The following is a 14,719-nucleotide window of genomic DNA, read 5'->3' on the forward strand; positions in this document are numbered from 1 at the left end:
AAATAATTTGGCATTTTTTGCCTTTACCCATATTTTTTCTGGGCTATGCTTAAAAAAATACATATGCTTTAGGATAAAAAAATGTCATTACGTTACGATTGGACACGACAAGAGATTGAAGCGCTTTATCAACAACCATTTCTAGATTTACTTTTACAGGCACAAAGCTTACATCGGCAATATTTTAAAGCCAATTCAATTCAGGTGAGTACCTTACTCTCCATTAAAACAGGTAAGTGTCCTGAAGATTGTAAATATTGTGCCCAATCCGCCCACTATGACACGCAGCTTATTGCAGAAAAGAAAATTGCGGTAAGCACGGCGCTTGAACATGCCAAAGCAGCCAAAGCTTCAGGTGCTACCCGTTTTTGCATGGGGGCTGCATGGCGTAATCCGCACGAACGTGATATGCCTTATGTTTTAGAATTAGTCCAAGGGGTTAAAGCCTTAGGTCTAGAAACCTGTATGACTTTAGGGATGCTAAATACCTCGCAAGCAACGCGTTTAGCCGATGCAGGGTTGGATTATTACAACCATAATTTAGACACCTCGCGTGAATATTATCCCAACATGATTAGCACACGCAGTTTTGATCAACGTTTAGATACGCTACAGCATGTACGCGACGCAGGTATGAAAGTGTGTAGTGGTGGGATTGTTGGCTTAGGTGAAGATGTGCAAGACCGTATTGGCTTACTGCACGAACTTGCCACCTTACCGCTGCATCCAGAATCCGTGCCAATTAATTTGCTGGTACCCATTCAAGGTACACCTTTGGGCAATACCGAAAAACTCGATATCTTAGAATGGATTCGGACCATTGCCGTGGCACGTTTGATTATGCCAAAAAGCTATATTCGCTTATCTGCAGGACGGGAAAGTCTAACTGAGTCAGAACAGGCCTTGGCCTTTATGGCAGGTGCAAATTCGATTTTCTCAGGTGATAAATTACTCACCACCCCAAATCAAGGCACTTCACAAGACCAAACCCTGTTTAAAAAATTAGGCTTACAGCAAGAAGTCGCTCAACCTATTGCGCAAGTATTAAGTATTGATGCCATGGCGGTTTAAGCAAAATTATGCGCAGTAATTAAAATGCCATAACTGGCATTTAAATAATCGCCTTTACGGATCATGTCCATACCATTGGCATGTTCGACGCATAATTCTTGCGTAATACAGTCATAGCTAAAACGCTCAAAACAGTCTTGATGATGACTGAGCCAAGTTAGGGTATCAGCTAAGTTATCATCTACGATATAAGTTAAGGCTTTAAAATCTTTCATGACTATTTACCCCATCAGCCTATACCCAAGTATAGGCTGATGATTATGTTTTATTGCTGAGCGACAAATTTAGCACGCGCAGCATGCAATTTTTTGTAGCTATCGATTAGACGTAAATGACGATCTAAACCTTCAAGTTGCATATTGGTTTCAGTTAAACCATAGAAACGTACGCTACCATCTAATGCACCTAACGCCGCATTCATACGTTCTTCACCAAACATACGACGGAAGTTATGCGCATAGTCGTCAAGCTCCATCTCGTCATCGAGTTCAACCTCAAGCACTACGTTTAAGCATTGGTAATATAAACCGCGCTCAACGGTGTTGGTGTTGTACTGTAAGAAGGCTTCAACAAGATCTTTCGCTTCTTCAAATTGCTCTAAAGCAAGATAAATCTGTAGCTTAAGTTCTAAAATGGTCAGCTGCCCCCACACCGTATTGTCGTCAAATTCAACGCCAATGAGAGTTTTGATTTCGGTGTAATCATCTACTTCAACTTCTTCAAGACGTTCAACCAAGGCTTCAAGCTGTTCTTCATCAAGGCGATGTAAATTTAGAATGTCTTCACGGAATGCTAAAGCTTTGTTGGTATTATCCCAAACCAAATCTTCAACTAAATAGATTTCAGAATAACCCGGCACCAAAATACGACAAGCCGTTGCACCTAGATGCGTGTAGACTGCCATATACACTTCTTTATCCATGTCATGCAAAATGTTAAATAACGCTTGCGCTTCTTCAGCATTAGTTGCTTGACCATTGTCGGTGAAGTCCCACTCTTCAAAATCGTAATCCGCTTTTGCGCTAAAGAAACGCCAAGACACCACACCGCTTGAATCAATAAAGTGTTCCACAAAGTTATTCGGCTCAGTCACAGCATTTGAGCTAAAGGTTGGTTGTGGTAAATCATTTAGGCCTTCAAAACTACGCCCTTGTAATAGCTCTGTTAAGCTACGCTCTAAGGCCACTTCAAAGTTTGGATGTGCACCAAATGAAGCAAAGACACCACCCGTACGTGGGTTCATTAAGGTCACACACATCACTGGGAATTGACCACCAAGCGATGCATCTTTCACCAACACTGGGAAGCCTTGCTCTTCTAAGCCTTTGATACCTTCCACAATTTTTGGATATTTATTTAAAACTTCTTGCGGTACATCCGGTAGTGCAATCTCGCCTTCTAAAATTTCACGTTTCACTGCACGTTCAAAAATTTCAGATAAGCATTGTACTTGTGCTTCAGCTAAAGTATTACCCGCACTCATACCATTAGATAAGTATAAGTTTTCAATTAAATTCGATGGGAAATACACGGTTTCGCCATCCGACTGACGTACAAATGGCAATGAACAAATCCCACGCGCGGTGTTGCCTGAGTTGGTATCGTATAAATGCGTGCCTAATAATTCATCATCAGGATCATAAATCGCGCGAGTATAGTCATCTAATACTTCAACCGGTAACTCACCATCCTCACCCGGTTGGAACCATTTTTCATCTGGATAATGCACAAATTCGGCATTGGCAATATCTTGACCCCAGAATTGGTCGTTATAGAAGAAGTTACAGTTTAAACGCTCAATAAATTCGCCTAGAGCTGATGCTAAGGCGCTTTCTTTGGTTGAACCTTTACCATTGGTAAAACACATTGGCGATTGTGCATCACGAATATGTAATGACCATACGTTTGGCACAATGTTACGCCAAGAAGCGATTTCAATCTTCATGCCTAAACCTGCCAAAATGGCAGACATATTGGCAATGGTTTCTTCAAGCGGTAAATCTTTACCGGGAATGACGGTTTTGTTATCTGAAGCAAGGCTTGGCATCAGTAATGCTTGCGCATCTGCATCAATGCTTTCGACTTCTTCAATGACAAATTCAGGACCCGTTTGAATGACCTTTTTCACGGTACAACGATCAATCGAACGTAAAATGCCTTGGCGGTCTTTTTCTGAAATATCAGCCGGTAATTCCACCTGAATCTTAAAAATTTGTTTGTAGCGGTTTTCTGGATCTACAATATTATTTTGTGATAAACGGATATTATCGGTTGGAATATCACGCGCTGCGCAGTATACCTTAACGAAATAAGCGGCACATAAAGCAGATGATGCTAAGAAGTAGTCAAATGGACCTGGTGCAGAACCATCCCCTTTATAACGAATGGGTTGGTCGGCGATGACGCTAAAGTCATCAAATTTAGCTTCTTGTCGAAGGTTATCGAGATAATTAACCTTAATTTCCATGCGAGTACCTAAACGTCCTATATGTCCGCATGGACACATAAGATTGCAAATAAAAGATAAGCCGAATCAAAGACAGAAATAGACTTAAAAAGAACAGACTAAGCGTAAAGACCTAGCCAAAGATGCTATTATTATAAAGGCATTTCAGCCAATTGATAATCTTTAACTGGCTTAGGCCTAGAGGAACTGCTGAAATGCTAGCAAAATAAAAATTTATTCAATTTTACATCAGGATTTTTTCAAAAATTTGGCGCCCCATACGAACAAAAACAATCATATAACTTATTATTTTTATTAAAATCTCAGAATATGCAGTTTGATGACTTGTGATTTCAACCATGAAGCTTTTTACTCCGCCACTGCGTCTTAAATCCTGATTGAATTTTTACAATGCACAGCTTCTTAGTAAAAGAGGAACCCATATCAATATAATGGCAATGATCAATTTAAGTATGTTCTTTTAAGAAGGTATAGCCAAGTATAAAACATAAGCTACATCATCCTGAACGCAATATCCAAAGCATCCGGAAGAGTTTTATTATTCTGAGCAATCATGTGTCTGAGTTTACTTTTAAAGATCGACCATGCTTTTTCAATAGGATTGAGGTCGGGGCTATAGACAGGTAGATAAACGATTCTCGTCTGATATTGAGCTGCTAAATCATCGATCACTTTTCCTTTGTGTATCGATGCATTGTCGAGAATCAGCAAATATTTTTTAGTCTGAATATCCTGGTGTTGCAAACCCTGCAACAAATACTCTAACCAACACACGAAAATATTCCGATCACATGAGCCTTGAAACACTAAAGGTTGAATAAACTTGAATGGTGCATTTGATCTCACAGCACTGATCATGCTGAGTCTCGTACCATGCCCACCTGACCTGAATGCATGACATCGCTGACCTTTAAGAGACCAACCATATTCTGCGGTTTCATTGGTATTGATGCCTGACTCATCGATATAAAGAATGTGATCTTCACCATATTGCGCTTTCCATTGAGGCAAACATCATTCAAAGACAGTACGACTTAATTTACAGGCTTGTCTGTAAAGGAAACTCTTTTTTTACCTGTCCAGCCCATCTTATTCAGGGCTTTTAAAATGACATGATAGCCAACAGAATAACCGAAATGTTGTTCAAATAATGAGACCAAATCTTTAGCCTGAGTAAAGGGTGTATGTTTTATAAAATGTTCAAAGGCTTGCAGGTCCAGAATCTTTGAGGGGCGTCCTAGATTTGGAGATTTAGGTTGTTTGAGTTGACCGGTCTGCTGTTCAATGAGGATCCAATCATCGAGCGTGGTTCTGGCAATATTAAATATTTCGCACGTCTTCGATTTATGCTTTGACTCTTTATAAAAATGAATGGCTCTTTCGCGTAGATCGACAGAATATGTTTTTGGCGTGATCTTAAATTCTAGTATTTTTTGTATAGTAGCTCATATTAGATTCTTAGCTATATGACCTCAATATATTGCATCAACATTACTCACCCTATCATACGCAATTCATTTAATAGGCGTATTCAGCGCTAAATATAAAAAAAAGCCCCAGCATTGGGGCTTTTTTTCGTTTAAGTGTTTATACGTTAAAACGGAAATGTAAAACGTCACCGTCTTGTACGATGTAAGTTTTACCTTCTAAGCGCCATTTACCTGCTTCTTTCGCACCAGCTTCACCGTTGTATTGCACGAAGTCATCGTAAGCTACACATTCGGCACGAATAAAGCCTTTTTCAAAGTCAGTGTGAATAACACCAGCAGCTTGAGGTGCCGTCGCACCTACTTTTACCGTCCAAGCACGTACTTCTTGTACACCTGCAGTAAAGTAAGTTTGTAGACCAAGGAGCGCATAACCAGCACGAATCACCACGTTTAGACCTGGTTCTTCCATGTCCATTGCTTCTAAAAATTCCGCACGATCCTCATCTTCAAGCAATGAAATTTCTGCTTCGATCTGGTTGCAAAGTGGTACTACAATGGCATTTTCAGAAGCAGCCAAAGCTTTAACTGCATCTAAATGCGGGTTGTTTTCAAAACCATCTTCTGCCACGTTAGCAATGTACATGGTTGGTTTTAAAGTGAGTAAACCAAAACCACGTACTAATTTACGTTCGTCATCATCTAAATCGGCAGCGCGGGCTGGTTTACCTTCGTCAAGTAAAGGTAAGATTTTTTCTAAGACTGCTTTAGTTGCAACTGCTTCTTTGTCACCACCTTTTGCAGATTTTGCTAAACGTGTCACTGCTTTGCTTACAGTTTCAAGGTCAGCTAAGGCAAGCTCCGTATTAATGGTTGCGATATCGTCTAATGGATCAATTTTACCATTTACGTGAATTACGTTTTCATCTTCAAAACAACGTACTACATGCGCAATTGCATCTGTTTCGCGGATATTGGCTAAGAATTGGTTACCTAAGCCTTCACCTTTAGATGCACCTGCCACTAAACCTGCAATATCTACAAATTCCATGGTGGTTGGAATCACACGCTGTGGGTTTACAATCGCGGTTAATTTGTCAAGACGTGGGTCGGGTACTGGTACAATACCAGTGTTGGGTTCAATCGTACAAAATGGAAAGTTTTCTGCAGCAATTGCAGCTTTAGTTAATGCATTAAACAGGGTAGATTTACCAACGTTGGGTAAGCCAACAATACCACAATTAAAACCCATGAAATCACTCACAAAGTGTTATCTAAAAATTAGCGCTGATTTTACAACAAAGCCAAGCTAAAGTCATGAGATGCAAATTGCTGCAACGCTTTTGCCGTAGGTGTTGGCACTTTGGTCATAAATCGCATTGTGTTGGGCGTTTATTATCGCTTAAAGTAACAGCGATTGATTTATTTGCTTATAAAAGCAATTTATTTGGAGTTTGTATGCGTACACTTTACCAGTTCCCTTTATCACATTTTTGTGAAAAAGCACGTTGGTTGCTGGATCATAAAGAACTGGATTATGTGGCTCAAAACTTAATTCCAGGGGTACATCGTGCCTTTACCCAACTAAAAACGGGGCAAAATAAATTACCCGTTTTAAAAGATGTCGAACAATGGATTGCAGGCAGCACGCAAATCGCATTGTATTTAGATGAGCATTATCCCGAACATCGCTTTTTGTCTCGTGATATCAACCTACGTGCACAAGCACTAGAAATTGATACGCAGGCCAATGAGATGGGGCATCATGTACGACGTTGGGTATTGGCCCATGCCTTGCAAGGTAGCGATGAATCGGTCGACATTTTAATTGGTGAAAAAGGCTATCTACGCCAGTTTGATAAATATACCAAACCCTTACTCAAAAAAATGGTTTTTAAAGGTTATCAGCTTCAAAGTGATAAAGTGGCTGAATCAAAAGCAGAGCTGGATCAGATGATTCCGATGTTTAACGAGATTTTAATTGCCAATCATGGTCGTTATTTACTGGGATCACGTTTAGGTTTGGCCGATATTGCGGTCTGTAGTATGTTAGCGCCTATTTTGGCGTTGCCGGGTACCCCTTGGGAAACTGAGCATCCTGATGCATTTTCCACGGAATTTTTACAGTATCGTGAGTATTTAAGCGAGTTACCATTGGGACAATATGTAGCTCGTATCTATGCGAATGAGCGTCGCGCCCGTGTCGACTGGCGTGGTGTATAACGCGCTTGCTGTGGTTTTTTTGAAAGAAATCTCAAAAATAAACGCTTTATTGCATAAAGAAATAACTTTTAAATCTACTTTATAGATTTTTTTGCAAATTTTAATGATTTAGTGGAAAAAATTTTCAAAAAGCCTTTTATTTCTTTTAATTTAGGAAAATAATTTAAAACGGATGTTGCTAATCTATATAGCAAGGGTGTGATGGGGATCGAAAAGAGTAACAGGCACAAACACTTATAAAGTGAAGCTGTCTTTACCCACAAGGTCTCGATTCGACTTAGGACGCTATTGATCAGAAGTTAATAGGCACATGCTATAGGTTATAAACGTGTAGTTGTTGAAGTAAACAAATTTAGTTTTCCTCAGACACCCTAAAATATTCTACGCGGCATCATCCAACACAAAAACACAACAAAATAGGATGAGCTGATGCAACTTGACCGCTTTGATAAACAAATTCTCGAAATTTTGACCCACCAAGATTTAAACCTTAATGAACTCTCCGAGCGGATTAATTTATCGGTCAGCTCAGTGCATCGTCGCATTAAACAGCTCATTGATAGCAATATTATTACCCAATTGAAACGTGACTTAAATTATCAAAAATTAGGCTTTAGCTTACATGTATTATTACAAGTCTCATTAAGCAAACACGATAGTGATACTTTTGCGAAATTTTTAGAAGAACTTGAAGATATTCCAGAAGTGATTCATGCTTTTTTAGTAACAGGACAATCGGCGGATTTTATTGTAGAAGTTGTCGCCAAAGATATGCAAAGTTACAGTGAAGTGCTGTTGCAGCGTATTGGCAAGATTGAGCATGTGGTGGCGCTACATTCAAGTTTTGTGATTAAAGAATATAACGTATTTAATTGTCATGGTTTATTGAGTAAAGCTTAAAATAAAAAAACGCGCTTAACAGCGCGTTTTTTTATTCAGCTTAAGTTTAAGCGTCTAATTGTGCTAAAACCTCATCTGAGAATTCAACGTTGGTATATACGTTTTGTACATCATCTAAGTCTTCAAGCATATCAATCATTTTTAAGATTTTTTTCGCTTGTTCAACATCAGTGATTTCAGCTTTTGTTGATGGGTTCATTACCACTTCAGCGTTGTCAGATTTTAAACCTGCTGCTGCTAAAGCATCCTGCACATCACCAAAACTCTCTGGAGTAGTAATCACTAAGATGTCATCTTCAGACACTTCGATATCTTCAGCACCCGCTTCTAAAGCTACCTCCATGATTTGATCTTCTAAAGATACATCTTCAAAAGTAATCTCACCACGTTTGGTAAATAAGAATGCCACTGAACCATTAGTGCCTAAGTTACCATCCGTTTTAGAGAAGCAATGACGAACGTCTGGCACGGTACGGTTTAAGTTGTCAGTCATAGTTTCGACAATAACTGCAACACCGCCTACGCCATAACCTTCATAAGTGACTTCTTTTAAATCAGCATTTTCTTCACCACCCACACCGCGTTGAATGGCACGGTTGATTGTGTCGCGTGTCATGTTTGCAACTAATGCTTTTTCAACCACCGCACGTAAACGTGGGTTAGAGGCAGCATCACCGCCACCTAAACGCGCTGCTGTCACAATCTCACGAATAAATTTTGTGAAAACTTTAGCGCGGCTCGCATCTTGTTTTGCTTTACGATGCTTTGTGTTCGCCCATTTGGAATGACCCGCCATGCGAATATGCTCCTTGTAGATTGGCCTTATGCCTATCAAATTGAGGTGAATTCTACCATAAGCCTTTTTTTCGGATAAAGGGCTTTACTTGTAGTTTTTGCGCATTTATGCACGTGTTTTTCGCTTAGGAATCACAATATCTAAGCCAGTATGCTCTTTATAAAGTTTTTGCATTAATTCAAGATCATCATCTAGATTGCTAGGATAAATCTTAGCAAAAATACCGCCTTGTTTGGTGAGAGAATTGGCATACATGCAGACAATCGGGACATTGGCCGCTTTGGCAATATGCCAAAAACCCGTGCGAATCGGACGACGCGCCTCACCACGCGCTGCGCGTGTTGCCTCTGGAGCAATCACTAAATTGAATTTTTCATTTTCATTGAAGTATTGCACCATTTGCGGTACTACATTGCCTTTGGCTTTACGGTCTACCGCAATACCGCCCATGGCCTCTAAAATGGGCTTCATTGGCCCTTTAAAGAGCTCTTTTTTGATTAAAGTATGAATTTGAATATTATAAATTTGAAATAGAGCAATCGAGAGCACGCCATCCATAATTGAGGTATGTTCAAAACCCACAATGACTTGTTTATCCTCCAACACATCGGGTTGAACTTCGTATTGCCAACCTGAAAGTTTAAATGCCGCTTGGCCAATAAATTTCTTTAACATAGATCAATTACAGTGCTTGCTTTTAAAACAGGCGCATACTCTCCGCTTGTTTGTCAGGCGAGTCAAGTTTTGAACTAAAAAAATCTAATTCTTACTTAAATTTAACCCGTCTTAGTCTTTTTATGTCTAACATTAAATTTAATTATATTTAAAACAAATAACACAATATAAATTAAGTCTTAATTTGACTAAAAAGTGTCTTTCCATCTGCTGAAATACCCATTAGACTTTTGTCTTAGATGGAGGTGCACAGGATTTGTAATTGTGTGTTACTCAACCTCATAACGGAGTAATCTTAATGACAATATGGTCTATGCTTAGCGTGGCATTTGTGGTTTTTATGTTAGTAGTATGTTGGTCAATGTTAGAATTTTACCTTGAATCGCGTAAAGAAAAGCGTTTAAGCCGTAAAGTGATCTATCCAATGCCAAAAAACAGCCTATCGATTAAACATATTGCTTAAGATGATTAAGTTATAGCTGACAAGATTATTTTGTAAAATTAATACTTTTTAGGTATTAATGTATTGTAAAAATCCTACATTTAAGCAGTGGCTACTTGGAATTTTTGATTGCGCTTAACAGCCAAATTTAAAAAAATTGTTGGCTTAATATGCGATTAAATGGAAAACACTTGTTTTTTGCATTTTTGTTGGTTAGTATTCTTTGCGCTAGGAAGATGTTGATATTTAACATTTATAGCAGCGTTTGGGCCTATAGCTCAGTTGGTTAGAGCAGCGGACTCATAATCCGTTGGTCGACAGTTCAAGTCTGTCTGGGCCCACCATATAAAATGACCACTTACGTGCACTAATCGTAAGTGGTTTTTTTGTTTTTGCAAGCTAGTCAGTAAATGGTAAGTAGCTTGAATCAACATTATGTTTAATGAGCTTCATTGTATAACTAAATATAAAACATAAGCTCCATCATCTTAACCACCATATCTAAAGCTTCCTGAAGGGTTTTATTGCTCTGAGCAATCATGTATCTGACTTTAGCCTTTAACACAAAGCATGCTTTTTCTATTGTGTCTTGCGCTGTTCCCACCTGATCTCAAAGCATGACAACGTTTAGCTTTAAGAGACCAACCATATTCTGCGGTTTCATTGATATGCATGTCTGATTTATCAATATAAAACATATGGCCTTCACCATCTTCAAGCGTCCACTGAGGCAAATACCCTTCAAATCCAGCACCGACTTAATTTACAGGCAGATATGTAAAGAAAAAAAATTTATGTGACCATCCTAACTTTTTGAGGGAGAATAAAATATTGGGATACATCACCGCGTAGCCAAATCGGTTTTCTAATAAGGAAATAAGCTCTTGAATTTGAGAGAATGATGTTTTTTCGATCACAGTTTTAAAGGCAACTAATACGAGAGCGATTTGCATTTCCTTATTGCAACTCAAGGCTAATGCATAGCTCCAAAGTGGTGCATGCAAGCTTAAAGATAGTGCGGGTTTTTGATTTATTTTTACATTCTTTGTAATAATCTAAAGCTTTCTAGCAAAGTTTTTTTTAGCTCTCTATGTACTAAAATAGCGCTGTGATCGGTATGCTCGGTTGTATTTTGGATTGAGATGAATCGTCGTGATCTAAAGGCGATGACTTAATACAGCATTTGCTCGCTTTTTATATTTAGCGATTACACTGAGCAATCGCTAGCTTTATTTTAATATCAAGTGCAAACATTTTATTTAACCGTAAAACCGTACCTGTTGGAAGCGAAGCCTAAGTAAAGCCATCATCCACTCTTTAAAATGCATCCTGCACTTTATTTGTGCATTATGAACGCAATTGACACACATCAACATCATCAAAACCATTACTACATAGTGCCACTTCACTGGCCAGTAAGGCATTATTGGCATAACTTGCTGTGGCCAACAAACCCCACAAACTGATCGTTAAAAACAATTTATTCAACATTTAATTAACTCCAATTTTCAAAATATTGCTCTTAAATCAACCTTATTCGGCTATATTATAGAGCTTTTATCAAATTAAGAGACTATAAACATAAAATTTATTCATTGTTTTTATATATAAGTATAATCGTTTTTTAGTGCTAAAAAAGCGCAGCAATATGCTGCGCTATATTTCAAGTTGGCTCATTCAGTTTTAGCCACCGCATTGCCCTTTTGTTTGGGATCTGTATTGCCTAGTTCTGGATGTTCAAGCGCATTGGCACATTGTTTTTTATCACGCTCATAATCCAATTGCTTTTGTGGAGCGGATGGTGCATTTTCTAAGATGCTACGCGCCCAAATTTCTAAACTGGTGAGCGCTTTACGGCATAACGCATATTTGCCTTCCGTCACAGAATCGGTCATTTTAACATTAATGCGCCAATCGGTACTGAGTTTACGTGCTGGCACACGCACCTCATTTTCAAGACGTGACAGTTCTTGGTTATATAACAAAACATCCACTCGGTTGATCAACTGCCATGCTTGAGCCGCATATTCAGTGGCATCATTGCTGAGTTTAGGCGCTGCTTTAATCTCAGGCTGAATTTGCTGATCTTGACCGCAACCTTGTAGCAAGACACTCACACACAGTACAGAGACCGCCATAAGAGGCGCAAATTTGAATGTCATTTGACTCACCTTAAAACATTTCGTCACTATGCTAGTGAATTCGCGTAGAATACTCAATCGTCTTTCTCTTAAGTTCTGCTCCCCCACAAGGTGTGTCGTGTCTGAACAACAATTATTGCCTACGCAACCCGCAGGCTTTTGGCAAGGCGCCAAAGATAGCCAAGCCATCATTTGGACTTATTTACCCGTGTCTTTTGCCTTTGGCGTGTCTGCCACACAATTTGGCTTTAGCGCATGGGAAGCTTTATTTTTATCTTGCTCGATGTATGCAGGCGCCAGTCAATTTTTAGTGGTGGCCTTACTCGGTAGTGGCACGTCTATTTGGATGACGGCTTTAACTGTCATTGCGCTTGATATTCGGCATTTGCTCTATGGCCCTGCCTTATATAATTTGATTGACAATAAACTCAATTTAAAGAAAACAGCGGTTTGGGCTTGGGGATTGACCGATGAAGTGTTTGCCTCAGGCATGATTAAACTGTCGCAGCGTCGTCAAGAATGGTCAGAATCTTGGATGCTGGGCTTAAGCTTATGTAGCTGGCTGTCTTGGGCAACAGGTTCATTTTTAGGGGGTATGTTTGCCGATCAAGTCAGCCAAATGCCGCAATTTTTGCAAGCAGCGCTAGATTTCCTATTACCTGCTTTATTCTTAAGCTTTTTATTGGCAGCCTTTGAACGTAAACATAGCTTTATTGTTGCAGTCACCGTTGTGGTCTCTGCAATCGCCTGTTATTTGATTGATTTATCCGCGGCAATTTTTATTGGTATTAGCTCAGGGATTTTTGCCGGCCTGTTTAAACATTATGTATTAAAAAAACCTGATCCTGAATATCAAGGACAAACCTAAATGAATATTGAAATTATTTTAGTCGGGATTGTAGTAGGTATTGCCAATTTTGCTTCGCGTTTTGGGCCATTTTTTGTCATTCAAAAATTTAAGCAAGATGAACAAAAACGCGGTGCATTGTGGCTAAAAATTGCCTTAGGCAGTATTGGTATTGCTGCCATTAGTGCCATGCTGGTGGTGGCCACTTTACCACCGCTAGTAGAAACACCCAATAAAAGTGTTGCTATGCTGATAGGGTTTTTAGTGCTTACACTTCTTTATTTTAAATTTAAGCAGATTGTCCCTGCGACCTTAACGGCTGCTCTGACCTATGGCCTGATCTACACCTATTTTCCCATTTAAACAAAAAGGAGCTTTAAGCTCCTTTTTTCAGCACTTTTCATGCAATCTTTATCAAAAAATCTGTTGTTTAATATCATTATTTTAAGTAAATGCGTCCTCAAAAAAACCATGACTTCTGCTATGCTAAAAACTCAATCGTAAAGGATCCTACACATGAGTATAACTATTGGTACCCCACTACAAGCCTCAGCATTTAAAGTTTTACTGTTAGGTTCTGGTGAACTGGGCAAAGAAGTCGTGATTTCGCTACAACGTTTAGGTGTCGAAGTTCACGCAGCTGATCGTTATGCTGATGCCCCTGCCATGCAAGTGGCACATTTTAGCTATAGCTTAAATATGGCAGATCCTGAAGCGTTAAAAAACTTAATTGCGCAAGTTCAACCTCATTTAATTGTGCCTGAAATTGAAGCCATTGCCACAGAAGTTCTGGTGGAAATTGAAAATGCGGGTACAGCCAACGTCATTCCATCGGCAAAAGCGGTAAATTTGACCATGAACCGTGAAGGGATTCGTCGCCTTGCCGCAGAAGAATTGGGACTTCCAACCTCAGCTTATCGTTTTGCCAATAATTTAGAAAGTTTCCGTGCGGCATGTGACGACATTGGTTATCCAAACTTTGTTAAACCAGTGATGTCCTCTTCAGGTAAAGGTCAGTCACGCGTTACTTCATTTGCTGAAGTAGATGCTGCATGGGAATATGCGCAAACGGGTGGTCGTGTCAATCAAGGCACCGTGATTGTAGAAGCACAAATTGATTTTGATTTTGAAATCACTTTACTCACCGTGCGTAGTAAAAACCCTGAAACAGGTGTAATCGAAACCTCATATTGTGACCCAATTGGTCACCGCCAAGAGGCTGGCGATTATGTAGAAAGCTGGCAGCCTCAAGCCATGACAGCCGCTGCCTTAACTGAGGCCAAACACATTGCGCATAAAGTTACCACTGCTTTAGGTGGCTGTGGTATTTTTGGCGTGGAACTATTTGTCAAAGGCGATAAAGTGTGGTTTAGTGAGGTTTCACCTCGTCCGCATGATACTGGTCTTGTGACTTTAGCTTCACAGTTCCAAAGTGAATTTGAACTACATGCCCGTGCCATTTTAGGCTTGCCAGTGAATACAGCACGGCATAGCGTAGCTGCAAGTGCAGTCATTTATGCGGGTGTAGATGCCCAGAATTTAAGATTTTCTGGCCTAAATCTTGCTTTAGCTCACCCCGATACAGACTTACGTCTGTTTGGTAAACCAGAAGGCTTTAAACGCCGTCGTATGGGTGTGGCTACTGCTCGTGCCAAAAATACAGACCAAGCACGCCAATTGGCCAAGCACGCGGCGGATCAAGTCAGCATTAAACAACCTTAAGCTTTAAC

16 protein-coding genes and 1 tRNA gene are annotated in these 14,719 nt (G+C 39.6%); 8 read left to right on the forward strand and 9 right to left on the reverse strand.

The window, feature by feature from the left end:
* The first annotated feature begins 81 nt into the window (after window positions 1-81).
* Window positions 82-1,071, forward strand: coding sequence for a biotin synthase BioB (gene bioB / locus CYK47_RS02495; protein ID WP_122898611.1), 990 nt, complete (start codon window positions 82-84; stop codon window positions 1,069-1,071).
* Here bioB and CYK47_RS02500 read toward each other — a convergent pair.
* The 5 genes from CYK47_RS02500 to ychF form a co-directional block, all read right to left on the reverse strand.
* Window positions 1,068-1,286 (reverse strand): hypothetical protein, encoded by a 219-nt coding sequence (locus tag CYK47_RS02500; protein WP_122898613.1) that lies wholly within the window; start codon window positions 1,284-1,286, stop codon window positions 1,068-1,070. The two genes, bioB and CYK47_RS02500, sit on opposite strands and share 4 nt — an antisense overlap.
* Window positions 1,287-1,336: 50 nt before the next feature.
* Entirely contained in the window at window positions 1,337-3,538 is a 2,202-nt protein-coding gene (locus CYK47_RS02505; protein ID WP_122898615.1) for an OsmC domain/YcaO domain-containing protein, read from the reverse strand.
* A gap of 492 nt (window positions 3,539-4,030) precedes the next feature.
* Complete coding sequence (locus CYK47_RS02510; RefSeq protein WP_122898617.1) at window positions 4,031-4,549, reverse strand: IS630 family transposase; 519 nt, start codon at window positions 4,547-4,549, stop codon at window positions 4,031-4,033.
* A gap of 23 nt (window positions 4,550-4,572) precedes the next feature.
* Window positions 4,573-4,977 carry an IS630 transposase-related protein gene (locus CYK47_RS02515; protein ID WP_353653403.1) on the reverse strand — a complete coding sequence of 135 codons (405 nt, stop codon included), beginning with the start codon at window positions 4,975-4,977 and terminating at the stop codon, window positions 4,573-4,575.
* 148 nt (window positions 4,978-5,125) lie between these two features.
* A complete protein-coding gene (gene ychF, locus CYK47_RS02520; RefSeq protein ID WP_122898621.1) occupies window positions 5,126-6,217 on the reverse strand; it encodes a redox-regulated ATPase YchF in 1,092 nt (363 codons plus the stop codon).
* A gap of 206 nt (window positions 6,218-6,423) precedes the next feature.
* On the opposite strand from ychF, the gene CYK47_RS02525 reads away from it, so the two are divergent.
* Window positions 6,424-7,188: a glutathione S-transferase family protein gene (locus CYK47_RS02525; protein ID WP_122898623.1), complete on the forward strand. Its 765-nt coding sequence runs from the start codon at window positions 6,424-6,426 to the stop codon at window positions 7,186-7,188.
* A 429-nt stretch (window positions 7,189-7,617) separates the two neighbouring features.
* Window positions 7,618-8,088, forward strand: coding sequence for an Lrp/AsnC family transcriptional regulator (locus tag CYK47_RS02530; protein WP_122898625.1), 471 nt, complete (start codon window positions 7,618-7,620; stop codon window positions 8,086-8,088).
* 46 nt (window positions 8,089-8,134) lie between these two features.
* Here the strand turns inward: CYK47_RS02530 and CYK47_RS02535 are convergent, their stop codons facing one another.
* Window positions 8,135-8,884 carry a YebC/PmpR family DNA-binding transcriptional regulator gene (locus tag CYK47_RS02535; protein WP_122898627.1) on the reverse strand — a complete coding sequence of 250 codons (750 nt, stop codon included), beginning with the start codon at window positions 8,882-8,884 and terminating at the stop codon, window positions 8,135-8,137.
* Between the two features lie 105 nt (window positions 8,885-8,989).
* A complete protein-coding gene (locus CYK47_RS02540) occupies window positions 8,990-9,559 on the reverse strand; it encodes a 1-acyl-sn-glycerol-3-phosphate acyltransferase (protein ID WP_122898629.1) in 570 nt (189 codons plus the stop codon).
* A 298-nt stretch (window positions 9,560-9,857) separates the two neighbouring features.
* Between CYK47_RS02540 and CYK47_RS15415 the strand changes: the two genes are divergently transcribed.
* Window positions 9,858-10,022, forward strand: a complete 165-nt coding sequence (locus tag CYK47_RS15415; RefSeq protein ID WP_164709133.1) for a hypothetical protein — start codon at window positions 9,858-9,860, stop codon at window positions 10,020-10,022.
* A gap of 246 nt (window positions 10,023-10,268) precedes the next feature.
* Window positions 10,269-10,345: transfer RNA gene (locus CYK47_RS02545), tRNA-Ile, on the forward strand.
* Between the two features lie 1,003 nt (window positions 10,346-11,348).
* On the opposite strand, the gene CYK47_RS15420 is transcribed toward CYK47_RS02545, so the two are convergent.
* Together CYK47_RS15420 and CYK47_RS02555 are read right to left on the reverse strand one after the other, a co-directional pair.
* The gene (locus CYK47_RS15420) at window positions 11,349-11,492 is read right to left on the reverse strand and encodes a hypothetical protein (RefSeq protein ID WP_164709136.1); all 144 of its coding nucleotides are present in this window, start codon (window positions 11,490-11,492) and stop codon (window positions 11,349-11,351) included.
* Window positions 11,493-11,674: 182 nt separating this feature from the next.
* Window positions 11,675-12,163: a hypothetical protein gene (locus CYK47_RS02555; RefSeq protein WP_122898631.1), complete on the reverse strand. Its 489-nt coding sequence runs from the start codon at window positions 12,161-12,163 to the stop codon at window positions 11,675-11,677.
* 115 nt (window positions 12,164-12,278) lie between these two features.
* Here CYK47_RS02555 and CYK47_RS02560 point away from each other — a divergent pair, with 115 nt between their 5' ends.
* The 3 genes from CYK47_RS02560 (at window position 12,279) to purT (ending at window position 14,711) form a co-directional block, all read left to right on the forward strand.
* A complete protein-coding gene (locus CYK47_RS02560; RefSeq protein WP_164709137.1) occupies window positions 12,279-13,010 on the forward strand; it encodes an AzlC family ABC transporter permease in 732 nt (243 codons plus the stop codon).
* Window positions 13,011-13,352, forward strand: a complete 342-nt coding sequence (gene ygaH / locus CYK47_RS02565; RefSeq protein ID WP_122898635.1) for an L-valine transporter subunit YgaH — start codon at window positions 13,011-13,013, stop codon at window positions 13,350-13,352.
* 144 nt (window positions 13,353-13,496) lie between these two features.
* Window positions 13,497-14,711, forward strand: a complete 1,215-nt coding sequence (purT, locus tag CYK47_RS02570; protein ID WP_171407286.1) for a formate-dependent phosphoribosylglycinamide formyltransferase — start codon at window positions 13,497-13,499, stop codon at window positions 14,709-14,711.
* Window positions 14,712-14,719: the final 8 nt, after the last annotated feature.

This window comes from Acinetobacter sp. B51(2017), from assembly GCF_003711395.1.
Classification (GTDB): domain Bacteria; phylum Pseudomonadota; class Gammaproteobacteria; order Pseudomonadales; family Moraxellaceae; genus Acinetobacter.

Excerpts from the sequence above, each read along its gene's own strand:
- CYK47_RS15420 (WP_164709136.1), bottom strand. The coding sequence starts at position 11,492 with ATGTTGAATAAATTGTTTTTAACGATCAGTTTGTGGGGTTTGTTGGCC.
- CYK47_RS02500 (WP_122898613.1), bottom strand. The coding sequence starts at position 1,286 with ATGAAAGATTTTAAAGCCTTAACTTATATCGTAGATGATAACTTAGCT.
- CYK47_RS02505 (WP_122898615.1), bottom strand. The coding sequence starts at position 3,538 with ATGGAAATTAAGGTTAATTATCTCGATAACCTTCGACAAGAAGCTAAA.
- CYK47_RS02535 (WP_122898627.1), bottom strand. The coding sequence starts at position 8,884 with ATGGCGGGTCATTCCAAATGGGCGAACACAAAGCATCGTAAAGCAAAA.
- ygaH (WP_122898635.1), top strand. The coding sequence starts at position 13,011 with ATGAATATTGAAATTATTTTAGTCGGGATTGTAGTAGGTATTGCCAAT.
- CYK47_RS02555 (WP_122898631.1), bottom strand. The coding sequence starts at position 12,163 with ATGACATTCAAATTTGCGCCTCTTATGGCGGTCTCTGTACTGTGTGTG.
- CYK47_RS02525 (WP_122898623.1), top strand. The coding sequence starts at position 6,424 with ATGCGTACACTTTACCAGTTCCCTTTATCACATTTTTGTGAAAAAGCA.
- CYK47_RS02530 (WP_122898625.1), top strand. The coding sequence starts at position 7,618 with ATGCAACTTGACCGCTTTGATAAACAAATTCTCGAAATTTTGACCCAC.
- CYK47_RS15415 (WP_164709133.1), top strand. The coding sequence starts at position 9,858 with ATGACAATATGGTCTATGCTTAGCGTGGCATTTGTGGTTTTTATGTTA.
- CYK47_RS02540 (WP_122898629.1), bottom strand. The coding sequence starts at position 9,559 with ATGTTAAAGAAATTTATTGGCCAAGCGGCATTTAAACTTTCAGGTTGG.
- ychF (WP_122898621.1), bottom strand. The coding sequence starts at position 6,217 with ATGGGTTTTAATTGTGGTATTGTTGGCTTACCCAACGTTGGTAAATCT.
- bioB (WP_122898611.1), top strand. The coding sequence starts at position 82 with ATGTCATTACGTTACGATTGGACACGACAAGAGATTGAAGCGCTTTAT.